The sequence below is a fragment of the Pseudomonas cremoris genome, from assembly GCF_014230465.1.
The window spans coordinates 611,703-635,188 of record NZ_JAAXCY010000001.1 but is presented as its reverse complement, the minus strand read 5'-3'; the positions used below and the strand labels follow the sequence as shown (position 1 = coordinate 635,188).

The following is a 23,486-nucleotide window of genomic DNA, read 5'->3' as shown; positions in this document are numbered from 1 at the left end:
ATCAGCCGTTGGCGTGGGGGAGGGGATTGTAGTCCGCCGAAGGGTTTGGTCCTAGAGCACGGTTCAAATGTGGGAGCGGGCTTGCTCGCGAATGCGGTGTGTCAGTCACAGATATTTCAACTGATCCACCGCCTTCGCGAGCAAGCCCGCTCCCACAATAGATTGGTGTTCAGCCCTCCACAGGCGGAATATGCCCAAACATTTCCTGCACGAACTTCACCCGTTCCTCCGGGGTTTCGCTCACGCCTGCGGCCTTCAACTCTTCTAATCGCGCCTCCACGGCATGGGTGCGCAGCGTCAAGCCGCAGTCGTTGGCAATCTGGATATTCAGTCCCGGACGCGCATTCAGCTCCAGGATCAGCGGGCCTTTCTCCTGGTCCAGCACCATGTCCACGCCGATGTAACCCAGCCCGCACAGCTCGTAGCAGCCTGCCGCAAGCTTCATGAAACCGTCCCAGTTGGGCAGTTGCACGCCGTCCACCGCGTTGGTGGTGTCGGGATGTTTGGTGATGATGTTGTTCAGCCAGGTGCCACGCAGGGTCAAGCCAGTGGCCAGGTCCACACCGACGCCAATGGCGCCTTGGTGCAGGTTGGCCTTGCCGCCGGACTGACGTGTCGGCAGGCGCAACATGGCCATGACCGGGTAACCCATCAGCACGATGATGCGAATGTCCGGCACGCCTTCGTAGCTGATGCTCTTGAAGATCTGGTCGGGCACCACACGGTATTCGATCAAGGCGCGGTCGCGGTGACCGCCCAGGGAATACAGGCCGGTGAGGATGCTGGAGATCTGATGCTCGATCTCTTCGTGGCTGATGATCTTGCCGGACACTGTGCGATAGCGCCCTTCAAAGCGGTCCGCCACCACCAGGATGCCGTCACCGCCGGCGCCTTGTGCCGGCTTGATCACGAAGTCGCTGCGCCCACCGATGATCTCGTCGAGCTTGTCGATTTCCTTCTCGGTGGAGATCACCCCGTACATTTCCGGCACATGGATGCCAGCAGCGATGGCCCGTTCCTTGGTGATGATCTTGTCATCCACGATTGGGTACAGGCTGCGCTTGTTGTACTTGAGCACATAGTCGGCATTACGCCGGTTGATGCCCATGATTCCCCGCGCTTCCAGGGCCTTCCAGGTCTTCCAGAAACCGAACATTACTGATCAGCCTTCTTGAGGAATGCCTTGAAACGCACCAGCTCGGTCAGGCGGTAGCCGCGATAGCGACCCATGGCCAGCATGAAGCCCACCAGGATCAGCAGGATCGCCGGGAAGGTAAACACGAAGTACACCAGCTCTGGCACGCTCATGATCAAGTGCGCCAGGGAGGCGGCGAACAGCGTACCAATCGCCACTTTCAGCGCATGGTTGGCGCCGCGTTCTTCCCAGGTAATCGACAGGCGTTCGATGGTCATGGTCAGAATCACCATCGGGAACAGCGCCACCGACAGCCCGCGCTCCAGCCCAAGCTTATGGCTGAACAGGCTGATAGCCGCGATCAGCACCACCACGAAGGTCAGCACCACTGACAACCTCGGCAGCATTTGCAGCTTCAAGTGTTCCAGGTACGACCGGAGTGACAGCCCCAGCGCCGTAATAATGGTGAACAGCGCAATACCGAAGCCCAACTGGGTTTCGCGGAATGCCAGGGCGATCAGCACCGGGGTAAACGTGCCCAGTGTCTGCAGGCCGATCAGGTTGCGCAGGATCAGGATCACCAGCACGCCAATCGGGATCATCACCATGATCATGAAGGTCTGCTGGGTTTGCAGCGGCAGGCCGTACAACGAATATTCGAGGAAGTTGGCGTCGGTGTTTTCGTCCGTCAGCTTGGCCAGGCGGATCGCGTTCATCTCGCTGTTGTTCAGGCTGAAAGTCACCATGGCCTTCTTGCCACCGTCGACAGTGATCAGGTTTTCATCACCGGTCCACCACAGCAGCCGGTCGGTGGGCAGGCCCTGTTCACCGGTTTCCGGGTTGAAGTACAGCCAGTCGCTGCCATTGAAGCTGCGCAACCACAGCTCCGGGGTTTGTGGTTGGTCGGCCACCAGGCGGATGGTGTGGACCTTTTCCACCGGCACATGGGCGATGGACAGCAGCAACTCGACGATCTTGGCCTTGTGCGGCGTAGACGGGTCGCCCGCCAGCAGCAGCTTCACATTGTCATCGTTGAGGTTGTTGGCGCGCTTGATGGTTTCACTGATAAACGTTTCGACGTCGGCCGAGTGTTGGCGGATCGGTGCCAGCAAGGCTTCGGCGGCGATTTTTTCCGGGCCTTCCACGGCGATGCTGTCACGGAAGGTCGGGCCCTTGACCTTGGCTTTTTCGCCGCTGTAGCGCTTGGTCAACACCAGGCGGTAATACAGGGTTTGCTTGCCATTGGCGCGGCGCGCCGACCAGGTGACCTTACGGTTGCCGTCGATACGATTGACGCTGACCCCGTAGTTGTTCGAGATGAAACTCTCGTTGAGGCTCACGAAATCGCGGCTCAGCGGCGGCACGAACATCTGGATCTTCACCGGGTCTTTCGGGTTGGCGACGAACTCGACCTTGGCGTCGATGTTCCACAAGTCGTCGGTGGCGTCTTCGGTGACGGGGATCCCCAGCACGAAGATCTGGTAGGCGGTGACCGAAATACCCAGCACCACCAGGATGGCGATCAGGATTTTCAGGTGCAGGGTCAGAGAGCGCATTCGGTTTACTCGGCGGTATGAGCGTCGGCGGCACAGGCAGGTTTGCCTGCTGCGTATTTAAGACTGGGGTCGACCAGCGCATCAAAGCGTTTCAACGCTTCGGAGCCGATCAGCAGCGGGTATTGGAATGCGCTGCGGTCAGTCAAGTTCACTTCGATGCTGCGTAAAGCAGTGCCCATGCAGATGTCCAGCGCAATGACTGGGCGGGCGGTGTAGTTCTTGTCCTCATCGGGGTCGTAGTCACCGGCACGGCGCTTGATCTTGCTGACGCGGGCCAGGGGGCGTTCGATGGGGTGGGAATGGGCGGTGTCGATGGCCAGGTAGAAGCGCACCCAGGATTCGCCGTTGCGCTTGAAGCGCTTGATATCACGGGCACTGAGGGAGGCGGTCTTGGCACCGGTGTCCAGTTTGGCGGCGACTTCAAGGTCGATGCCGGCCAATTGGGCGTATTCGTTGAGGCCGTACACGGTCTTCTCGCCGGCAATGGCAAGGCCGGGCACCGATAACAGGCAAATCAGTAAAAGGAAGGGCTTGAGTCTCATAAATCCCGAGGCGGTGCAGTGCGATGTTTGGTTCAAGGCGACTGGCATTGCTGCGCAAGCTCCCTCGTGCGCCGTTTCATCTAATGATGTCAGGCAAAAGCGGCGGGCATTCTAACATGATGCTTTTTTGGCGCCAGCGCTGGCAGGCGGCCATGCCCTGATAGAGTGCGCAAGCGGTTATTAGACGATTGTCGACAATGTGTATTTATTCTTTGACTGCGCGAGGCTAATTGGCTAGTTTTTGCGGCATTGCTTTTAAAGGTGTCGACAATATGCTGGATCAAGCGGAAGCCTCGGTCGCGGTGTCAGACGAATCCCAGACCATGTCTGAAAACGTCTTCCGCCGTATCCAGGCCGCCATCGTCAAGGGTGAGATCGCCCCCGGCAGCAAGATCTCCGAGCCGGAACTGGCGCGTACCTACGGCATCAGCCGTGGCCCGCTGCGCGAGGCGATCCATCGCCTGGAAGGCCAGCGCCTATTGGTGCGCGTGCCCCACGTCGGCGCGCGGGTGGTGTCGTTGAGCCACGCCGAATTGATCGAACTCTACGAAATCCGCGAATCCCTCGAAGGCATGGCCTGTCGCTTGGCTGCCGAGCGCATGACCGATGCGGAGATCGAAGAATTGCGCCAGGTGTTGCACACCCACGAGCGCGACGAATCCTTCCAGTCCGGCCTCGGCTACTACCAGCAGGAAGGCGACTTCGATTTTCATTACCGGATAATTCAAGGTGCCGGTAACCGTACCCTCACCCAAATGCTCTGCGGCGAGCTGTACCAATTGGTGCGCATGTACCGCATCCAGTTTTCCGCGACCCCCAATCGTCCACGCCAGGCTTTTGCCGAGCACCACCGAATTCTCGATGCGATTGCCGATCGCGACGGTGAACTGGCCGAACTGCTGATGCGCCGCCATATCGGCGCCTCCAAACGCAACATTGCCCGTCATTTCCCCGACGGTGCCCCCCAATCACGAGGTGAATGATGAGTTCGAATAATAAGAGCACTCCCGGCCAGCGTTTCCGTGACGCCGTCGCCAGCGAGCATCCCTTGCAGGTGGTCGGCGCGATCAACGCCAACCATGCGCTGCTGGCCAAGCGTGCCGGTTTCAAGGCGATCTACCTGTCGGGTGGCGGTGTTGCTGCCGGTTCCCTGGGCGTGCCGGACTTAGGGATTACCGGCCTGGATGACGTGCTCACCGATGTGCGCCGCATTACCGACGTCTGCGACCTGCCGCTGCTGGTGGATGTGGACACTGGTTTCGGCTCCTCGGCGTTCAACGTGGCGCGCACCGTCAAGTCGATGATCAAGTTCGGCGCCGCCGCCATCCATATCGAAGACCAGGTCGGCGCCAAGCGCTGCGGCCATCGTCCGAATAAAGAAATCGTGTCCCAACAAGAAATGGTCGACCGCATCAAAGCCGCCGTGGATGCGCGCACCGATGACAGCTTCGTGATCATGGCGCGTACCGACGCGCTGGCGGTCGAAGGCCTGGAGTCCGCCCTGGAGCGTGCCGCCGCTTGCATCGAAGCCGGCGCCGACATGGTCTTCCCCGAAGCCATTACCGAACTTGAGATGTACAAGCTGTTCGCCTCTCGCGTGAAGGCGCCGATCCTGGCCAACATCACCGAGTTCGGCGCCACACCGCTGTACACCACCGAACAGTTGAAATCTGCCGATGTTTCCATCGTGCTGTACCCGCTCTCGGCCTTCCGTGCCATGAACAAGGCCGCCGAGAACGTCTACACCGCGATCCGTCGCGACGGTACCCAGCAGAACGTGATCGACACCATGCAAACCCGCATGGAGCTTTACGATCGCATCGACTACCACACCTTTGAGCAGAAGCTCGACGCGCTGTTCGCAGCCAAGAAGTAAAGAACAGCCTCCCTAATAAATTCAAGATTGGAGAACCGACATGGCTGAAGCAAAAGTACTCAGTGGCGCTGGCCTGCGTGGCCAAGTAGCCGGCCAGACCGCACTGTCCACCGTGGGCCAGGCGGGTGCCGGCCTGACCTATCGCGGCTATGACGTGCGCGAACTGGCCGCCGATGCGCAGTTCGAAGAAGTCGCCTACCTGCTGCTGTATGGCGAGTTGCCGACTAAAACCGAGTTGGCGGCCTACAGCGCCAAGCTGAGCAAACTGCGTGACCTGCCCCAAGCGCTGAAAGAAGTGCTGGAACGCATCCCGGCTGACGCCCACCCGATGGACGTGATGCGCACCGGTTGCTCGTTCCTCGGCAATATCGAGCCCGAGAAAGATTTCAGCGTGCAGCGCGATGTCACCGACCGCTTGCTCGCCGCCTTCCCGGCGATCATGTGCTACTGGTACCGCTTCAGCCACGACGGCAAGCGCATCGACTGCGTGACCGACGAGCCTTCCATCGGCGGCCACTTCCTGCACCTGCTGCACGGCAAGAAGCCAAGCGAGTTGCACGTAAAAGTGATGAACGTGTCGCTGATTCTCTATGCAGAGCACGAATTCAACGCCTCGACGTTCACCGCGCGTGTATGTGCCTCGACCCTGTCCGACCTGTATTCCTGCGTCACCGCTGCCATCGGCTCGCTGCGCGGCCCGTTGCATGGCGGCGCCAACGAAGCAGCGATGGAAATGATCGAGCGCTTCACCTCGGCCGAAGACGCCGTGGAAGGCACCCTCGGCATGCTGGCGCGCAAGGACAAGATCATGGGCTTCGGCCACGCGATCTACAAAGACAGCGACCCGCGTAATGAAGTGATCAAGGGCTGGGCGAAAAAGCTCGCCGATGAAGTAGGCGACAAGGTGCTGTTCCCGGTCTCCGAAGCCATCGACAAGACCATGTGGGAACAGAAGAAACTGTTCCCCAACGCCGACTTCTACCATGCCTCGGCGTACCACTTCATGGGCATCCCGACCAAGTTGTTCACGCCGATCTTCGTGTGCTCACGCCTGACCGGCTGGGCCGCTCATGTGTTCGAGCAGCGCGCCAACAACCGCATCATCCGTCCAAGCGCCGAATACATCGGCGTTGAGCAGCGCAAGTTCGTGCCAATCGAACGTCGCTGAGTGGGAGCACCGACGACCATGAAGTGGTAACCGGATCCAATGTGGGAGCGAGCAAGTCGAATCGTCGCACCGCCGCTCCCACATTTGGACCCTATTCCACATCAAGCCAGCATCGGCTCTTCCTTTTGCAACTACCGTGACCGAGTCCTGACGATGAACACTGAATTTCGCAAACCGCTCCCCGGCAGCCGCCTGGATTTCTTCGACGCCCGTGCGGCTGTCGAGGCAATCACCCCTGGCGCCTACGCCACCTTGCCTTACACCTCCCGCGTACTCGCCGAGAACCTGGTGCGTCGCTGCGACCCGGCCACTCTCAATGCGTCCCTGAGCCAACTGATCGAGCGCAAGCGCGACCTCGACTTCCCCTGGTTCCCGGCGCGCGTGGTGTGCCACGACATTCTCGGCCAGACCGCCCTGGTGGACCTCGCCGGCCTGCGCGACGCCATCGCCCAGCAAGGTGGCGACCCGGCGCAGGTCAACCCGGTGGTGCCGACCCAACTGATCGTCGACCACTCCCTGGCCGTCGAAGCCGGTGGTTTCGACCCGGACGCGTTCGAAAAAAACCGTGCCATTGAAGACCGTCGCAACGAAGACCGTTTCCACTTTATCGAGTGGACCAAAAAGGCCTTCAAAAACGTCGACGTGATCCCGCCGGGCAACGGCATCATGCACCAGATCAACCTGGAGAAAATGTCTCCGGTGATCCAGGTGCGTGACGGCGTGGCGTTCCCCGACACCTGCGTCGGCACCGACAGCCATACCCCGCACGTGGACGCACTGGGCGTGATCGCCATCGGCGTCGGTGGCCTGGAAGCCGAGAGCGTGATGCTTGGCCGCGCGTCGTGGATGCGCCTGCCGGAAAGCGTCGGCGTGGAACTGACCGGCAAGCTGCAACCGGGCATCACTGCCACCGATATGGTGCTGGCGCTGACGGAGTTTTTGCGTAAGCAGAAAGTGGTCGGCGCGTGGCTGGAGTTCTTCGGCGAGGGCGCGTCGGCACTGACGCTGGGCGACCGCGCGACCATCTCCAACATGGCCCCGGAATACGGCGCCACCGCAGCGATGTTCTACATCGACCAACAGACTATCGCTTACCTGAAACTCACGGGCCGTGAAGACGAACAAGTCACTCTGGTGGAGCAATACGCTCGCCACACTGGCCTGTGGGCGGATGACCTCAAAGGCGCGCAATACGAGCGTGGCCTGACGTTCGATCTGTCCAGCGTCGTGCGCAACATGGCAGGCCCGAGCAACCCGCACGCCCGCGTCGCGACCAGCGACCTCGCATCGAAAGGCATCAGCGGCCAGTGGGAAGAAGTGCCCGGCCAAATGCCAGATGGCGCAGTCATCATTGCCGCCATTACCAGCTGCACCAACACCAGCAACCCGCGCAACGTGATTGCCGCAGGCCTGTTGGCGCGCAACGCGAACAAGCTGGGGCTGGTGCGCAAACCGTGGGTCAAATCGTCCCTGGCACCGGGTTCGAAAACCGTGGCCATGTACCTTGAAGACGCCGGCCTGGATCATGAACTGGAAAAACTCGGCTTCGGCGTGGTGGCCTTCGCCTGCACCACGTGCAACGGCATGTCTGGCGCGCTCGACCCGGTGATCCAGCAAGAGATCATCGACCGCGACCTGTACGCCACTGCCGTGTTGTCGGGCAACCGCAACTTTGACGGGCGCATTCACCCGTACGCCAAGCAAGCCTTCCTTGCGTCGCCGCCGCTGGTGGTGGCTTACGCGATTGCCGGCACCATCCGTTTCGACATCGAAAAAGACGTGCTGGGCCTGGACGCCAACGGCAAGGAAATCCGCCTGCAGGACATCTGGCCAAGCGACGAAGAAATCGACGCGGTGGTGAAGGCTTCGGTCAAGCCGGAGCAGTTCCGCAAGGTCTACATCCCGATGTTCGCCATTCACGAAGACACCGGCCTCAAGGTTGCACCGCTGTATGACTGGCGCCCGCAAAGCACCTATATTCGCCGCCCGCCTTACTGGGAAGGCGCACTCGCCGGTGCGCGTCCGCTCAAGGGCATGCGCCCGCTCGCGGTGCTGCCGGACAACATCACCACCGATCACCTGTCGCCGTCCAACGCGATCATGCTCGACAGCGCCGCCGGCGAATACCTGGCGAAAATGGGCTTGCCGGAAGTCGACTTCAACTCCTACGCGACTCATCGGGGCGACCATTTGACCGCGCAGCGCGCGACGTTTGCCAACCCAAAACTGTTCAACGAAATGGTGGTGGAAAACGGCAAGGTCAAACAGGGTTCCCTGGCACGTATCGAGCCCGAAGGCCAGGTTACGCGGATGTGGGAAGCCATCGAAACTTACATGGAGCGCAAGCAGCCGCTGATCATCATTGCCGGCGCCGACTACGGCCAGGGTTCATCCCGCGACTGGGCGGCCAAGGGCGTGCGCCTCGCCGGCGTGGAAGCGATTGCTGCCGAAGGTTTCGAGCGCATCCACCGCACCAACCTGGTGGGCATGGGCGTGTTGCCGTTGGAGTTCCTGCCGGGCACCGACCGTCATACCTTGAACATTGACGGCAGCGAAACCTATGACGTGGTCGGCTCGCGTACCCCGCGTGCGCAACTGACCCTAGTGATCCACCGCAAGAATGGCGAACGTGTCGAAGTGCCGGTGACCTGCCGCCTGGACACCGCCGAAGAAGTGTCGATCTACGAGGCGGGCGGCGTGTTGCAACGTTTTGCCCAGGACTTCCTGGAATCGGCGGCGACCGCCTGAGGAATAACCATGGCACACGTAGCGCAAATCAAGATCCCCGCCACCTATATGCGTGGCGGCACCAGCAAGGGCGTGTTTTTCAGCCTCAAGGACCTGCCCGAGTCGGCGCAGGTCCCGGGCGCTGCACGCGACGCCCTGTTGCTGCGGGTAATCGGCAGCCCCGACCCGTACGACAAGCAGATCGACGGCATGGGCGGCGCCACGTCCAGCACCAGCAAAACCGTGATCCTGGCCAAAAGCACCCGCGCCGATCATGACGCGGACTACCTGTTCGGCCAGGTGTCCATCGACAAACCATTCGTGGACTGGAGCGGTAACTGCGGCAACCTGTCGGCGGCAGTGGGTTCGTTCGCCATCAGCGCGGGGCTGGTTGACCCAGCTCGCGTGCCCCGCAACGGCGTGGCCGTGGTACGTGTGTGGCAGGCCAATATCGGCAAGACCATCATCGCCCACGTGCCAATTACTGACGGCGCGGTGCAGGAAACCGGCGACTTCGAACTCGATGGCGTGACCTTTCCTGCGGCCGAAGTGCAGTTGGAATTCATGGACCCGGCAGCAGAAGAAGAGGGCGGCGGCGGCTCGATGTTCCCCACTGGCAACCTGGTGGACGACCTCGAAGTGCCCGGTGTCGGCACTTTCAAGGCTACGCTGATCAACGCGGGCATCCCGACCATCTTCATCAACGCCGAAGACCTGGGCTACACCGGCACCGAGCTGCAGAGCGCGATCAACAGCGACCCCAAGGCCCTGGCGATGTTTGAAACAGTACGGGCCTACGGCGCATTGCGCATGGGCCTGATCAAGCATCTGGACGAAGCCGCCCAGCGTCAGCACACGCCGAAGGTGGCGTTTGTGGCCAAGCCTGCGGACTACGTGGCATCCAGCGGCAAGGCGATCAAGGCCGGTGATGTCGACCTGCTGGTGCGCGCACTCTCCATGGGCAAGCTGCACCACGCGATGATGGGCACAGCGGCGGTGGCGATTGGCACGGCAGCCGCGATTTCCGGCACGTTGGTCAACCTCGCAGCCGGTGGTGTGGAACGCAATGCGGTGCGGTTCGGGCACCCGTCCGGCACGTTGCGCGTAGGTGCCGAGGCGACCCAAGTGAACGGCGAATGGGTAGTGAAAAAAGCCATCATGAGCCGCAGTGCGCGGGTGCTGATGGAAGGCTTCGTGCGCATCCCCGGCGACGCTTTCTAGCGACTTGCACCGAGCCAATGTGGGAGCGGGCTTGCTCGCGAATGCGTTGGATCAGTCAGCACATCTGTGGCTGACCCTCCGCATTCGCCAGCAAGCCCGCTCCCACAGGTGATTTGTATTCCAAGGCAGGCAATCAAGATCTGCCCCTGACAACCGTGAGCCCGAGGACTGACCCCAACCCACTTTTGGAGTACTGCCATGAGCGCCAACGTCGACCAGAACAACCGCCCCGACTACGACCAGGTCCTACAGGACATCGCCGACTACGTCCTCAACTACCGGATCGATTCCCAGGCTGCGCTGGACACCGCCCGTAACTGCCTGATGGACACCTTGGGTTGTGGCCTGCTGGCCCTGCGCTTTCCCGAGTGCACCAAGCACCTGGGGCCTATCGTCGAGGGCACGGTGGTGCCGTTTGGCGCGCGTGTACCGGGCACCTCGTTCCGTCTGGACCCGGTAAAAGCCGCGTGGGACATCGGCTGCATCGTGCGTTGGCTCGACTACAACGACACCTGGCTCGCCGCCGAATGGGGCCATCCTTCGGATAACCTCGGCGGCATCCTGGCCGTGGCCGATCACCTCTCGCAAAAACGCGTGGCCAATGGCGATGCACCGCTGACCGTACGTGCGGTGTTGGAAGCAATGATCATGGCCCATGAGATTCAAGGCGTGATCGCCCTGGAAAACTCCTTCAACCGCGTCGGCCTCGATCACGTGCTGCTGGTGAAAGTCGCCTCCACGGCGGTCACCGCCAAGCTGATGGGCGCTAACCGCGAGCAACTGTTGGCAGCGTTGTCCCATGCGTTTGTCGATGGGCAAGCGTTGCGCACCTATCGCCATGCGCCGAATGCCGGGTCACGTAAATCCTGGGCAGCCGGGGATGCGTCAAGTCGTGGCGTGCGCCTGGCGGATATCGCCTTGCGTGGCGAGATGGGCATTCCCGGCGTATTGAGCGCGCCGCAATGGGGCTTTTACGACGTGCTGTTCAGTCACACCAACAAGGACCTGGCGCTCAAATCCGAGGACAAGCGTGCGTTCAGTCTGTCCCAGCCCTACGGCACTTACGTGATGGAAAACGTGTTGTTCAAGATCAGCTTCCCCGCCGAGTTCCATGCGCAAACGGCCTGCGAAGCGGCGGTGACCTTGCACCCGTTGGTGAAAGATCGCCTGCATGACATCGAACGCATCGTGATCACCACCCATGAATCAGCGATTCGCATCATCTCCAAGGTCGGCCAACTGGCCAACGCCGCTGACCGCGACCACTGCCTGCAATACATGACCGCCGTACCGTTGGCGTTCGGTAACCTGGTGGCCGAGCAGTACGAAGATGAGTTCCACGCCGCCCATCCGATCATCGACGAACTGCGCGACAAAATGGTCATCGTCGAAGATCCGCGCTACAGCCGCGAATACCTGGAAGCGGACAAGCGCTCCATCGCCAACGCGGTGCAGGTGTTCTTCAAGGACGGTTCCAGCACCGAACAGGTGGCGGTGGAATACCCGATTGGCCATCGCCGCCGCCGGGTGGATGGCATTCCGTTGCTGGAAGACAAGTTCAAGGCCAACCTGGCCACGCGGTTTACGGCGCAGCGCAGCGCGGAGATTTTTGCATTGTGCAAGGATCAAGCGCGGCTTGAGGCCACGCCGGTCAACCGGTTCGTGGACCTGTTCGTGATCTAAATAACACCAGGTATCCAATGGGAGAAGGGCTTTTGTGGGAGCGGGCTTGCTCGCGAAGGCGGTGTTTCAGTCGACACATACTTCACTGATCCACCGCTTTCGCGAGCAAGCCCGCTCCCACATTTTGAACTGCGCGAGTCTCAGTTCACTACATACTGCCTTCAACGTCCTCCAGGCTAAACGTCTCGGTATGGTCGTCATACGAGAAAATCTCCGCATACCGTCCCCACGCCACCACGGTTTCCAGGGTTTTCTCCACGAACGCTTCGGTCATCGAGTCTTCCAACTCCTGCTCGAAACGCACCCGTGGTGCCCGGTGCCCGCTGCGCTCCAGCAACACCTGATGAATGCGCGCGGCCAATGGCACATGCTGGATCAGATGCTCGGCGAACAAGGTCTTGCGCTCTTGGGTGCCGTAGTCGGCAAACAGCTTGCCCGCATCGGTCAACGTGATGTCGGCACCCTTGAGTTCGGCGAAGCCCAGGTGCTCGAGCATTTCCGCGACTGGAAACAGATCGTCCACTTCCAACAGGCCCCGTTCGGCGACATTGGGCAAACCGGCGTGACCGTTGTAGGGCTCGGCGGCCAGGGTTTCGATCAAGCCGGCCATCAGGTTGGTGGAGACTTCCGGCAGCAGGCTGCCCATTTTCAGCTCGGGTTTGCCGGCGCTGGCATCGGCGCTGCGCCGGTCGGTCATCAGCGCGTAGATGTCATCGACCATCTGCCGGAATGTTGGGTCCAGGCGATTGCGCGGGTGAGCAAACGGTACCTTGATCTCGGCGACCACGCGGCCAGGGTTGGACGACAGCACCAGGATGCGGTCGCACATCAGCACGGCTTCCTCGATGTTGTGGGTCACGATCAGGATCGACTTGATCGGCAACTGTTTGCCGCTCCACAGGTCCAGCAGGTCGGTGCGCAGGGTTTCGGCGGTGAGCACGTCGAGGGCAGAGAAGGGTTCGTCCATCAGCAGCAGCGTCGGGTTGACCACCAGGCCACGGGCGAAACCGACGCGCTGGCGCATGCCACCAGACAGCTCGCGCGGGTAAGCGTTTTCAAAACCGTCCAGGCCGATCAGGTCGATGGCGGCCAGGGCACGCCGGCGCGTTTCCTTGCGCTCGACCTGCAAGGCTTGCAGGCCGGCTTCGACGTTTTCCAGCACGGTCAGCCAGGGGAACAACGCAAAGGTCTGGAACACCATGGCCACGCCTTCGGCCGGGCCGGTCAGTGGCTTGCCGTTGTAGTGCACGTCGCCCGACGAGGGCTGTATCAGCCCGGCGATAATGCGCAGCAAGGTGGACTTGCCGGAGCCGGAGCGCCCTAGCATGCCTACGATCTCGCCTTCATGCAGGCTCAGGTCGACGCCGCTGAGTACTTGCAGCTCGTCTTTGCCTTTGCCAAACACCCGGTTGACGTTTTTCAACGCGTAGATTTCCGGGGTGCCTGCAGTGTGTTCGATAGAAGTACTCATCACGGTGAATCCCATCAATTCAGACGCAGTTTGTTTTCAGCCATGGCGTACATCGGCCGCCAGACCGCACGGTTGAAGGCCACCACAAAGATCGACATCACCACCACGCCCAGGGCGATTTTGGGGAAGTCGCCGGCGGCGGTGGTTTGTGCGATGTAGGCGCCCAGGCCATGGGCGACCACGGTGTCCTGGCCCCACGACACGTACTCGGAAACGATGCTGGCGTTCCACGCACCGCCTGAGGCGGTGATCGCGCCGGTGACGTAGTACGGGAAAATGCCCGGCAGCATCACTTTGCGCCACCACAGCCAGCCGCGAATGCGGAAGTTGGCGGCGGCTTCCTTGAAGTCGTTGGGGAAGGCGCTGGCACCGGCGACGACGTTGAACAGGATGTACCACTGGGTGCCCAGCACGATCAGTGGGCTCAGCCAGATATCCGGGTTGAGTTTGTAGTGCAGGATCACGATGACGAACACCGGGAACAGCAGGTTGGCCGGGAACGCCGCGAGAAACTGCGCCAACGGCTGAATCTTTTCCGCCAGTTTGGGACGCAGGCCGATCATCACGCCTAGGGGCACCCAGATCAGCGACGCGATCAGGATCAGCCCCGCGACCCGCAACAAGGTGATCAGGCCCAACACCAGCACGTGGCCAACTTCGGCCAGGCCTACTTCCGTGCCGACGTACAGCACGATGTGGTACAGCGCATAGGCGGCCATCAAGGCGATCAGGCTGCCCCATGCCCAGTCGATCACCTTCGAGGCTGCCGGCGTTTCTGCCGGCAATGCCTTGAACGCACCGCCTGCCAGGCTGAAGCGCTTGTTGCCAATCCGGCTGATGGTGCGGGTGATCGGGCGCAAGATGCGTTGGACCATGCGCGTGCGCTGGATCAGGTTCAGCACCCAGGACTGTGGCGCAGCGCCTTGGGAGGCGGTGGTTTCCATGCGGAACTTGTCGGCCCAGGCCACCAGCGGGCGGAACAGGAACTGGTCGTAGATCAGGATCACCGCGATCATCGCCAGAATCACGTAACCCACGGCGTGCAAGTCTTTCTGGGCAATGGCCAGGGCCAGGTACGAACCCACGCCGGGCAGGGTGATGGTTTTGTCGCCGACGGTAATGGCTTCGGATGCGACCACGAAGAACCAGCCGCCGGACATGCTCATCATCATGTTCCACACCAGCCCGGGCATGGCGAAGGGCACGTCGAGTTTCCAGAACTTCTGCCAGCCCGACAGCCGCAGGTTGGTGGACACTTCCACCAGGTCGTGAGGCAGCATGCGCAGCGACTGGTAGAAGCTGAACGTCATGTTCCAGGCTTGGCTGGTGAAGATCGCAAAGATCGCCGCGAACTCGGCACCGAGCACGCGCCCGGGGAACAGCAGCAGGAAAAACGTCACCGTAAAGGAGATGTAACCGAGCACCGGCACCGATTGCAGGATGTCGAGCACCGGCACCAGCAGCTTCTCGGCGCGCCGGCTTTTGGCCGCCAAGGTGCCATACAACAGGGTGAAAACCAGCGCCGCAAACATCGCTGCGAGCATGCGTAGGGTGGTGCGCATCGCGTACTCCGGCAGGTTGGCCGGGTCGAGGGAAATGATTTCGCTCTGCAGGGTGTCGATGGGAGCCCAGGTTTCACGGGCAGTGATCGAGAAAAACAGTAGAAAGCCGATTACCAGCGGCAGGGCAACCAAATCCCAGCGGTTGGGCAGCAAGCGCAATGTGGACGCCGGGATGTAGTGGCGGAACACTTTGTTCATAGGCAGTCATTCCTGCAGCGTTCAGGTTCTAAGAGATGCGATGGGGGTGAGCTTAGCTTCTGTTCGAAAGCCCCACCGAGAATGGGCGGACGCTCTTTTTCCATGAGTCAGGTGGCTGCACATCAGGGGGATGGCTGCAGGCGGGATTGTACGTTTCTGAATGTTACAAGCACATAAATTTGCTGTCAGTTTGCTGTACGAAACGCAGCCAGGGCGCGGTCGCCCCAGCTGTTGCCCGGCGGTTATTCAAACCGCAGGATTACCCGGCGGTTGTGCTTGCTCTTCTTCTCGATTTTCTCGCAGAACACCCGGCCGATTTCCTCGGTGTTGGTGACGTGGGTACCGCCGCATGGTTGTATATCGATACCGCTGATCTCGATGACCCGGACCGAGCCTTGGACCACCGGAGGCGCGACCGCCTGGGTGCGGGTTATCTGCAGCAGGGTGGAATACTCGGAGGCGGGCATCGACAGGGTCTTGACCGTATGGGCTTGCTCGATCAGCGCGTTCAGGTCACGGGTGAGGCTGTCTTTGTCGAGGGTCATTTCCGGCAAGTCGAAATCCAGGCGGCCTTTGTCGGCACTGATGCTGCAACCGGTGACCGGAGCGTCGATGAGCGAACACAGCAGGTGCAAGCAGGTGTGCATCTTCATGTGTTGGTAGCGCCGCTCCCAATCGATACCCGCATCCACCTGCGCGCCGGCAGCCAACTGCGCCGGCCACTGTTCCACCTGGTGCCAGATGATCGAGCGCAGTACCGGGTCGCGTACCGTGCCGGTCACTTCAACCCGCGTGCCGTCGGCCAGCGTGAGGTGGCCGGTGTCGCCCGGCTGCCCGCCGCCAGTGGGATAGAACAACGTGTGTTCCAGCGCGACGCCGTGTTCGCTGACGGCGATCACCCGGGCGCTGAAGGCGTTCTGGTAGGGCGCGCTATCGAACAGCGCCAGGGTTTCCATGGTGTGCACAGACATGTTCAACCTCCGACAGTCAATGGGCTGGCTTGCATCAGGGAACGCACCATTGCACTCAAGCCAGGGGGGGATAGCAGGGTGATTTCAAATTCCGGGCCGCACACTTTCAGGTTCAGCGGCAGGCGCGGCAGGTGGTTGCCTGACTCCACGCGATGCAGACGAAATTGCAGGTGGTGGCGCTCCTTCACCGTGGGCTCCAGCATCAGCCCTTGCAAGGGGTGGAAATCGGCGTCCAGCACCGTGACCTTGTGACTGGCGTTGATCTCGCCGACCACGTGCAAACGCTCGTCGAGGGCGAAAGCGCCGAGGTAGTTGCTGTGCTCTGATTCATCGTTTTTCTGCAGCTGGACCTGGTTCACCACCTTGACCTTGGTGCCGGCCGGCACGTCTTGAGTGATCACGCAGGAAGGGCTGATAAACACGTTGTCGCCGATCAGCACGTAACCCAGCACGCGTGCGCCGGAGCCGACCTCGACGTTGTTGCCCAGGCGCGGGTGGCGCTTGCCGTCGGGGTTGTTGGCGATGCCTCGGGCGCCGAGCGTCACGCCGCAGAGGATGTAGCAGTCGTTGCCGATCTCGCAGGTTTCACCGATCACCGTGCCGTAGCCGTGGTCGAGCACAAAGCGCCGACCAATGCGGGCTGCCGGGTGGATCTCGGCGCCGGAGAGGATCTTGCCCTGGTTGCTCAGCTTGAGCGCCATGCGCGAAAACACCCCGTTGGTCTGGTCGGGGAAATTCCACACCAAGTGCGCCAAGCGGTAATACAGCACCGCCTTGAACGAGGCATAGGACTCCAGGATCAGCTCCCCACGCCCACGGGATGCCGGGTCGCGGTAAGCGTAGGCGATCAGGTCTTCGGCCACCGCCTGCGCGGCGTTCTGGATCAGCGGCGCGAGGTGCGGTTCCAACTGCTTCATCTGCGCCGGCGTGAGGGTGGTGATGAGGTGGGTGAGCAACTCATCGTGCAGCTGTTGCATGTCGATAAAACCGCTCATGGAGGCACCCCCGCATTCTGGTTTGTTGGAATACCGCTTATTCGAAACTGGGCAGGTAGCTGTCGGCATTGTCGTAGACCATGGTCAACACCACCGTTTCGGGCGGCAATTCGGGGGCGAGCTTGGCGATGGCCACCATGTTGGCGGCAGAGGACAGGCCCAGGCTGATGGCGTCGGTGCGCATGATGCGTTTCATCATGTCGATGCACTCCTGGCGCGAGACCTTGAGCATGCCGTCGATCACGTCCAGGTTGAGGATGCTCGGAATCAGGCCGATCGACAGGCCCTGGATATGGTGCGGTGCGTGCTGGTTTTTCAGCAGGTCGCATTCCTCCGGTTCCACACCCATGACGCGCACGGCTGGCCAGGTCGCTTTCAAGGTTTCACCGATGCCGGTGATATGCCCGCCGGTGCCAATGCCGCTGACGAAATAGTCCACGCGACGCTCGCCAAAGGCGCGGATGATTTCCCGTGCGGTGGTGTCGCGGTGGGTCTGCGGGTTGGCGCCATTGCGCTGCTGGTTGAGCATCACGAAGCTGGGGTTTTCCAGCTGCAGTTCCATGCACTTTTCGCCATGGGAGTTGTTGCCCAGGCGGCTGTCCGACAGCACCACCTTGGCCCCGTACAGGCGCAGCAATTTTTGTTTTTCAGGGCTGTAGTTGTCGGGGATCACCAGCACCACCTTGTAGCCCAGCACATTGCCGGCCATCACCAGGCCGATGCCGGTGTTGCCGCCGCTGGGTTCGATGATGGTTTGCCCGGAGTCGCGGATCAGCACGCCCCGGCGCTCGGCGTCGAGGATCATGCCCAAGGCGATGCGCGCCTTGTGGCTGCCGCCGGGGTTGAGGGATTCCAGCTTGGCGTAGACCTCGATGCCGAGGTCTTCGGAAAACTGCGCCAGGCGCACGATCGGCGTGTGGCCGATGGCGTCGAGAATAGAGTTATGCAGCATCAGGTAGGAGCCCATGGCCGGAGGTCAGTACAAAGGCATGTCGGGTTCGACGTCGCGAACCCAATGTTTCATGCCACCTTGCAGGACTTTGGTGTTGGCAAAACCTGCCGCCAGCAGCGTGCTGGCGGCCTGCTCGGCGCGGGTACCGGCATAGCAGATCAGGTAATGGGTGTTGTCCCGGCTGAGGCTGTCGAGTTGCCCATCCAGTTCGGCCAGCGGGATGTGCACCACGCCCGGCAACTTGCACACTTCCAGTTCGCTGGCATCGCGTACGTCCAGCAGCACGTCGGCGCTGCGTGGGTGTTCGAGCAATTGCTTGAGCACGCGGGGCTTGATGTAGCGCTCTTCGGCCAGTGACGGCTGGCTCGGCACGGCATCGGCGCACACCGCCGGCGCCTGGGTTTCGCTGTGGCGCAGTTCCGAGCAGCACGGGCAGTCGGTACGGCGCTTGAAGCGGATCTCGCTGAATTTCATCGCCAGCGCATCGAAGCGCATCAGGCGGCCGGACAGCGGCTCACCAATGCCGATCAGCAGCTTGATTGCCTCGGTGGCCTGGATCATTCCGACCACGCCGGGCAGCACGCCGATCACGCCGCCGGCGCTGCAATTGGGCGCCAGCTCAGCGGGCGGGGCCTTGGGGAACAGGCAGCGGTAGCACGGCCCGCCTTTATAGTTGAGGACGCTGATCTGCCCGTCGAAACGGTAGATGGCGCCGTACACCAAGGGTTTGCCCAGCTGCACGCAGGCGTCGTTGACCAGGTAGCGGGTGTCGAAGTTGTCGGTGCCGTCGATCACCAGGTCGTAGGCGCCCACGAGGTCCAGGGCGTTGTCGGCGTTCAAGGCGGTGTCGTGCGCGTTGATCTGGATATGTCGGTTTAGGTCTTGCAGGCGTTGCTTGGCGGACTCGACCTTGGGCATGCCAAGGGTGCTGTTGCCGTGCACGATCTGGCGCTGCAGGTTGCTGCTTTCCACCACGTCAAAGTCCACCAGGCCCAGGGTGCCGATGCCGGCCGCCGCCAGGTACAGGCTGATGGGCGAACCCAGGCCGCCAGTGCCGATGATCAGCACCTTGGCTTTCTTGAGGTTCAATTGGCCTTCACGACCGACACCGGGCAGGGTGATGTGGCGCACGTAGCGCTGTACTTCTTCGTTGCTCAAGGTGTCGACGTCGATGCCGCCCGAGGTGGCGAGCAGCACTTCGATCTTGGCTTTTTCGGGCAGCAGGTCGTCCGCGTCGATCAGCGCTTCCTCGGCGGTAAACAGGAAGTGCTCCTTGAGCTGGTTGTTTTTCTCGTGGAACAGGTGCGGACGCAACTGTGGGTGGCTGCTGCAGAGGTTTTCAATGACTTCGCGCAATGTCGATCCGGTACCCTCAAGGGTCGATTCCGGCAGCTTGGCCACGCGAACCAGAATGTCGGGGAAAGAGACAGCGTTCATGGACAACTCCGTGTGCAGGTCGTTGAAAGGGTTGAGGGCGAAATGCTTGCCGTCCCAGGCAAACAGCTTGGAACCCAGGGCCTGGCCCTGGCGAACGTCTACCACCAGGTAACTGACGGGGTAGATCGGTTCGCCCATGAACAGCGCCTTGTCCTGGTCTTCGTCGCTGAAATAGGCACCGACATCCGGGTGGGAGTGGTAGATCACCACCACCGGGTTGTCGCTGCGAAACGCCTTGTTCATCAGCAGGGTGTCGGCCACCGCAAACGTGTAGCCGTTGGCCGCGTTGCGTGGGTACATCTCGGGGTTCTTGCGGTGCAGCTCATTCTGGATATTGCTGCCCAGGTACACACTGCCATCGGCGAAGACGAAGCCGCAGCATTCCTCGGGATAGCTGCGGCTGGCGTGGGCGTAGATCTGTTCCAGGGCTTTTGGGCGGAGGACGTCCATGTTTCTCTCGCGTAGTGGTTGAAGGGTCAATTTTTCTTGGCCAGCAGTTTTTCAACCGGCAACTTGGTAATCGCAAAACCGGCCAGCAGGATGGCCGAATACAGCATCAGGTCGCGGGAAATCGCTACGCCTTCGTACCAGGCGCCGATGATCACCGCGAACACCGGAAAGATGATGAACACGAACGACAGGATGATCGGGCTCAAACGCTTGAGCAGCATGAAGTACACGATGAACCCGCCGACCGAAGCCACCAGCCCCAGATAGAACAGTGCCCCCCAGGAGCGCAGGGTGATGGCTTCAAAGGTCGGTGTTTCAAACCACAGTCCGGCGACAAACAGCATCAGCCCAGCGATGCCGATGGGCAGGGTGTTGTAGGTGATCACACTGATGGCGCTGCCTTTTTGCTTGGTAATCACGTAGCACAAGGCATGCATGATCGCGGCGGTGAGGATCGCCAGCACGCCGAAGAACTCGGCGTGGTCCAGGTGCAGGCCCTGGCTCTTGATGATCATGTACAGGCTGCCAAAGCCGATACCGATACCGACCACCTGGGAAAAGTAGATGCGTTCGCGCAGGAACAGCGCGGAGAAAATCAGGATGAAGACCGGCATGCAGCTGAACAGCAGGGCAGTGAGGCCGGATGAGACATGCATCTCGCCGTAATTGAGCAGGTAATAGGGAACGCTGAAGTAGGAAAGGGTCACGAACACAAAGAACCAGCGGCTTTCACGAGGGAACAGGATGGGCTCGCGGCGCACCATGGCAAAACACAGGAACAGTGGGAAGGCGATCAGGAAGCGCAGGCCGGCGGATGTGAGCGGCGGAACGCTCTCCACGGCAATCTTGATGCCCAGCCAAGTGGTGCCCCAACTCAGGCACACGATCAGGAACATCACGCTGGTGACCAGGCCGGCCAACCACTGTTTTTGGTTTTTGGCCTTGGCGGTATTTTCGAGAACGGCGGACATTGGCATCGTTTATTGCTTCCCTGAGCCGAAATTGAACTCTATATTGAGCTTGTAATGAGTTGTAAAATTCGGCGATTGAACCCGTAAAAGCACACTATTAGGGCGAAAGATGGCTGTCAAAACAAATATTGACATGGTGTCAATTATGCGTGAGGGGTTGTCCAACGGGCAGGGCGTGAAGTACAAGCGCCTGTCCGATGTCATGGAACGGGGCATCCTCGAAGGCTTGATTGAACCGGGAAGAAAACTGCCACCCCATCGGGTGCTTTCCGACAATCTTGGCGTCACGATCGGCACCATCAGCCGGGCCTACGGCGAGTTGGAACGCCTGGGGTTGGTAGTGGCGCGTGTGGGCGACGGCACGTTCGTCCGCAAGCGTGGGATGGAGCGCCAGCGCGATGAAGGCTTTCGCAACTTCAGCGAAGAGCCGCGCCAGTACTTCGACATGAGCCGCAACATGCATATCCCCGGGCAGGAAACGACGTTCCTCGCCCAGAGTTTCCAAACCCTGTCGACCAATGCCAAGTTCCTCCAGGACATCAGCGCCTACACCCCGGACGCGGGTCTGCCGCGTTACCGCGAGGCGGGCGCGCAGTGGCTGGTGCAGCGCGATTTCCATCCGATTCCCGAACAGGTCATCTGCGTCAATGGCGGCCAGCACGGCTTGCTCTGCGCGATGATGGCGTTGCTGCGGGCCGGCGACACGGTGGTCACCGAGCAATTGACCTATCCCGGCCTCATCACTGCCGCGCGCATGCTCGGCATACGACTGATCGGCCTGGCGATGGATGAAGAAGGCGTGCTGCCGAGTGCGCTGGATGAAGTCTGTCGCAGTCATCGGGTTTCAGCGTTGTACTGCACGCCGACTATTCAAAACCCGACCACGGCGGTGTTATCCGTCGCGCGTCGAGAAGCGCTGGTCAGGGTGTGCCGTGAACACAACCTGCTGATCCTTGAAGACGAGGCCCACGGTGTATTGGTAGAAGACCGACCGCCACCGCTCAGTTATTTCGCGCCCGAGCGTACGATTTTGATCAGCAGCTTGAGCAAGGCGGTGTCAGCCGGGTTGCGCGTGGGTTACGTACATGCGCCGCCGGCGTTGGTCAGCCGCATCTCGGCGGCGCTGCGCTCGACGTGCTGGATGGCCACCCCGGTGACCTTGGAACTGGCCACACAATGGATCGAAAACGGCACGGCGGAGTACCTGCTGCGCCAGCAGATCAACGAGATCAGCCGGCGCAAGGCGCTGGTGCGCGACCTGTTGGCCGGCCTGGAATACCGCACCCATCTCAATAGCCCGCACTTCTGGATTGAAGTGCCGGAGCCGTGGCGCGCGTCGGAAATCGAGGCAGAGCTCAAGCAGAATAATTACCTGATCGCCACTGCCGAGGCGTTTGCCGTGGGGCAGACGGCGGTGCCGCAGTTTATTCGGGCGAGCATCTGCAATACGTCGGGAGATGATCTGCTGTTGCGGGCGGGGTTTGATGCGTTGGCCACTGCGCTGGGGCAGGGTGGGGGCAGGTTTCATCTGTAGGCGGGGATATACACTGAACCAAATGTGGGAGCGGCGGTGCGACGATTCGACTTGCTCGCGAATGCGGTGTATCAGCCAACGAATCTATTGACTGGCACACCGCATTCGCGAGCAAGCCCGCTCCCACATTGGACTGCGGCGCTGTCGGGCAATCAGCCTTACTTGAACCTACGCTCAACCCCTTTCTCCACCAAAATCTTCGCCGAAATCTCTTCCACCGAAAAATGCGTGGAATTGATGTGCGCAATATTCTCGCGACGGAACAGATTTTCTACTTCGCGCACTTCGAACTCGCACTGGGCATAGCTGGAGTAGCGACTATTAGGCTTGCGCTCATTGCGGATCGCCGTCAGCCGGTCCGGGTCGATGGTCAGGCCGAATAGCTTGTGGGAATGGGCGCGCAGGGCAGCGGGCAATGTCAGGTGCTCCATGTCGTCTTCGGTCAGCGGGTAGTTCGCCGCGCGGATGCCGAATTGCATGGCCATGTACAGACAAGTCGGCGTCTTGCCGCAGCGGGACACACCCACCAGGATCAGATCGGCCTTGTCGTAGTAGTGGGTGCGGGCGCCGTCGTCGTTGTCGAGGGCGAAGTTCACCGCCTCGATTCGCTCCATATAGTTGGAGTTGTGGCCAATGGAGTGGGACTTTCCTACGGAGTATGAGGAGTGTTCACTCAGCTCTTGCTCCAGTGGCGCAAGGAACGTGGAGAAGATGTCGATCATGAAACCATTGGAGGTTGCGAGGATCTCACGGATGTCTTGATTGACGATGGTGTCGAAAATGATCGGCCGAAAACCGTCTTTTTCAGCCGCCAGATTGATTTGTTGTACCATGGCCCGCGCTTTATCCACGCTGTCGATATAGGGCCGCGTGAATTTGGCGAAGGTAATGTTTTCGAACTGCGCGAGCAGGCTTTGACCCAATGTTTCGGCTGTGATGCCGGTGCCGTCGGAGATAAAGAAAGCAGATCGTTTCATTTGAGCCCTGGGCCTTAAGCTGATGACGAATCTTGGATATGATAGGCGCGATTTTGCCGT

The 23,486-nt window shown here is 60.8% G+C and carries 18 protein-coding genes; 7 read left to right on the top strand and 11 right to left on the bottom strand.

Annotated features, from left to right (window positions below; all coding sequences use genetic code 11):
- Positions 1-169: 169 nt before the first annotated feature.
- Genes HF257_RS02890 through rloA form a run of 3 tightly spaced genes read right to left on the bottom strand, consistent with a single transcriptional unit; the run spans position 170 to position 3,233 of the window.
- The gene (locus tag HF257_RS02890) at positions 170-1,156 is read right to left on the bottom strand and encodes an alpha-L-glutamate ligase-like protein (protein ID WP_017739219.1); all 987 of its coding nucleotides are present in this window, start codon (positions 1,154-1,156) and stop codon (positions 170-172) included.
- Positions 1,156-2,691: an osmotic stress tolerance membrane protein RloB gene (gene rloB, locus HF257_RS02885; RefSeq protein WP_185703372.1), complete on the bottom strand. Its 1,536-nt coding sequence runs from the start codon at positions 2,689-2,691 to the stop codon at positions 1,156-1,158. Before rloB ends, HF257_RS02890 begins: the two co-directional genes overlap by 1 nt.
- A gap of 5 nt (positions 2,692-2,696) precedes the next feature.
- Positions 2,697-3,233 (bottom strand): retropepsin-like aspartic peptidase RloA, encoded by a 537-nt coding sequence (gene rloA, locus HF257_RS02880; RefSeq protein ID WP_185703374.1) that lies wholly within the window; start codon positions 3,231-3,233, stop codon positions 2,697-2,699.
- A gap of 272 nt (positions 3,234-3,505) precedes the next feature.
- On the opposite strand from rloA, the gene HF257_RS02875 reads away from it, so the two are divergent.
- The 6 genes from HF257_RS02875 to prpD all read left to right on the top strand — a co-directional run bounded on the left by HF257_RS02875 (position 3,506) and on the right by prpD (position 11,908).
- A complete protein-coding gene (locus HF257_RS02875; RefSeq protein WP_185703376.1) occupies positions 3,506-4,216 on the top strand; it encodes a GntR family transcriptional regulator in 711 nt (236 codons plus the stop codon).
- Positions 4,216-5,109 (top strand): methylisocitrate lyase, encoded by an 894-nt coding sequence (gene prpB, locus HF257_RS02870; RefSeq protein WP_025854214.1) that lies wholly within the window; start codon positions 4,216-4,218, stop codon positions 5,107-5,109. Before HF257_RS02875 ends, prpB begins: the two co-directional genes overlap by 1 nt.
- Before the next feature lie 40 nt (positions 5,110-5,149).
- Complete coding sequence (prpC, locus tag HF257_RS02865; RefSeq protein WP_185703378.1) at positions 5,150-6,277, top strand: bifunctional 2-methylcitrate synthase/citrate synthase; 1,128 nt, start codon at positions 5,150-5,152, stop codon at positions 6,275-6,277.
- Between the two features lie 153 nt (positions 6,278-6,430).
- Entirely contained in the window at positions 6,431-9,025 is a 2,595-nt protein-coding gene (acnD, locus tag HF257_RS02860) for a Fe/S-dependent 2-methylisocitrate dehydratase AcnD (protein WP_185703380.1), read from the top strand.
- Positions 9,026-9,034: 9 nt separating this feature from the next.
- Positions 9,035-10,225, top strand: coding sequence for a 2-methylaconitate cis-trans isomerase PrpF (gene prpF, locus HF257_RS02855; RefSeq protein ID WP_185703382.1), 1,191 nt, complete (start codon positions 9,035-9,037; stop codon positions 10,223-10,225).
- Positions 10,226-10,423: 198 nt separating this feature from the next.
- On the top strand, positions 10,424-11,908 hold the full coding sequence (gene prpD / locus HF257_RS02850; protein ID WP_185703384.1) for a 2-methylcitrate dehydratase: 1,485 nt from the start codon (positions 10,424-10,426) through the stop codon (positions 11,906-11,908).
- A gap of 148 nt (positions 11,909-12,056) precedes the next feature.
- Here the strand turns inward: prpD and HF257_RS02845 are convergent, their stop codons facing one another.
- The 7 genes from HF257_RS02845 to HF257_RS02815 form a co-directional block, all read right to left on the bottom strand.
- A complete protein-coding gene (locus tag HF257_RS02845) occupies positions 12,057-13,379 on the bottom strand; it encodes an ABC transporter ATP-binding protein (protein ID WP_185703386.1) in 1,323 nt (440 codons plus the stop codon).
- Positions 13,380-13,393: 14 nt separating this feature from the next.
- A complete protein-coding gene (locus tag HF257_RS02840; RefSeq protein ID WP_185703388.1) occupies positions 13,394-15,139 on the bottom strand; it encodes an ABC transporter permease in 1,746 nt (581 codons plus the stop codon).
- 242 nt (positions 15,140-15,381) lie between these two features.
- On the bottom strand, positions 15,382-16,110 hold the full coding sequence (locus HF257_RS02835) for an alanyl-tRNA editing protein (protein ID WP_185703390.1): 729 nt from the start codon (positions 16,108-16,110) through the stop codon (positions 15,382-15,384).
- 2 nt (positions 16,111-16,112) lie between these two features.
- Entirely contained in the window at positions 16,113-17,105 is a 993-nt protein-coding gene (locus HF257_RS02830; RefSeq protein WP_185703392.1) for a serine O-acetyltransferase, read from the bottom strand.
- Between the two features lie 37 nt (positions 17,106-17,142).
- Positions 17,143-18,057 carry a PLP-dependent cysteine synthase family protein gene (locus tag HF257_RS02825; RefSeq protein WP_185704338.1) on the bottom strand — a complete coding sequence of 305 codons (915 nt, stop codon included), beginning with the start codon at positions 18,055-18,057 and terminating at the stop codon, positions 17,143-17,145.
- Between the two features lie 24 nt (positions 18,058-18,081).
- Complete coding sequence (gene moeB, locus HF257_RS02820; RefSeq protein WP_185703394.1) at positions 18,082-19,944, bottom strand: molybdopterin-synthase adenylyltransferase MoeB; 1,863 nt, start codon at positions 19,942-19,944, stop codon at positions 18,082-18,084.
- A 26-nt stretch (positions 19,945-19,970) separates the two neighbouring features.
- Complete coding sequence (locus tag HF257_RS02815; protein ID WP_185704340.1) at positions 19,971-20,864, bottom strand: DMT family transporter; 894 nt, start codon at positions 20,862-20,864, stop codon at positions 19,971-19,973.
- Between the two features lie 160 nt (positions 20,865-21,024).
- Here HF257_RS02815 and HF257_RS02810 point away from each other — a divergent pair, with 160 nt between their 5' ends.
- Positions 21,025-22,449 carry an aminotransferase-like domain-containing protein gene (locus tag HF257_RS02810; RefSeq protein ID WP_185703396.1) on the top strand — a complete coding sequence of 475 codons (1,425 nt, stop codon included), beginning with the start codon at positions 21,025-21,027 and terminating at the stop codon, positions 22,447-22,449.
- A gap of 158 nt (positions 22,450-22,607) precedes the next feature.
- Here the strand turns inward: HF257_RS02810 and ppsR are convergent, their stop codons facing one another.
- Positions 22,608-23,426: a posphoenolpyruvate synthetase regulatory kinase/phosphorylase PpsR gene (gene ppsR, locus HF257_RS02805; RefSeq protein WP_003193298.1), complete on the bottom strand. Its 819-nt coding sequence runs from the start codon at positions 23,424-23,426 to the stop codon at positions 22,608-22,610.
- Positions 23,427-23,486 lie beyond the last annotated feature (60 nt).

Coding starts and splice junctions, on each gene's coding strand:
- HF257_RS02875 (WP_185703376.1), top strand. CDS start 3,506: ATGCTGGATCAAGCGGAAGCCTCGGTCGCGGTGTCAGACGAATCCCAG.
- prpF (WP_185703382.1), top strand. CDS start 9,035: ATGGCACACGTAGCGCAAATCAAGATCCCCGCCACCTATATGCGTGGC.
- prpD (WP_185703384.1), top strand. CDS start 10,424: ATGAGCGCCAACGTCGACCAGAACAACCGCCCCGACTACGACCAGGTC.
- HF257_RS02840 (WP_185703388.1), bottom strand. CDS start 15,139: ATGAACAAAGTGTTCCGCCACTACATCCCGGCGTCCACATTGCGCTTG.
- prpC (WP_185703378.1), top strand. CDS start 5,150: ATGGCTGAAGCAAAAGTACTCAGTGGCGCTGGCCTGCGTGGCCAAGTA.
- prpB (WP_025854214.1), top strand. CDS start 4,216: ATGAGTTCGAATAATAAGAGCACTCCCGGCCAGCGTTTCCGTGACGCC.
- rloB (WP_185703372.1), bottom strand. CDS start 2,691: ATGCGCTCTCTGACCCTGCACCTGAAAATCCTGATCGCCATCCTGGTG.
- moeB (WP_185703394.1), bottom strand. CDS start 19,944: ATGGACGTCCTCCGCCCAAAAGCCCTGGAACAGATCTACGCCCACGCC.
- rloA (WP_185703374.1), bottom strand. CDS start 3,233: ATGAGACTCAAGCCCTTCCTTTTACTGATTTGCCTGTTATCGGTGCCC.
- HF257_RS02835 (WP_185703390.1), bottom strand. CDS start 16,110: ATGTCTGTGCACACCATGGAAACCCTGGCGCTGTTCGATAGCGCGCCC.
- acnD (WP_185703380.1), top strand. CDS start 6,431: ATGAACACTGAATTTCGCAAACCGCTCCCCGGCAGCCGCCTGGATTTC.
- HF257_RS02845 (WP_185703386.1), bottom strand. CDS start 13,379: ATGAGTACTTCTATCGAACACACTGCAGGCACCCCGGAAATCTACGCG.
- ppsR (WP_003193298.1), bottom strand. CDS start 23,426: ATGAAACGATCTGCTTTCTTTATCTCCGACGGCACCGGCATCACAGCC.
- HF257_RS02830 (WP_185703392.1), bottom strand. CDS start 17,105: ATGAGCGGTTTTATCGACATGCAACAGCTGCACGATGAGTTGCTCACC.
- HF257_RS02825 (WP_185704338.1), bottom strand. CDS start 18,057: ATGCTGCATAACTCTATTCTCGACGCCATCGGCCACACGCCGATCGTG.
- HF257_RS02810 (WP_185703396.1), top strand. CDS start 21,025: ATGGCTGTCAAAACAAATATTGACATGGTGTCAATTATGCGTGAGGGG.
- HF257_RS02890 (WP_017739219.1), bottom strand. CDS start 1,156: ATGTTCGGTTTCTGGAAGACCTGGAAGGCCCTGGAAGCGCGGGGAATC.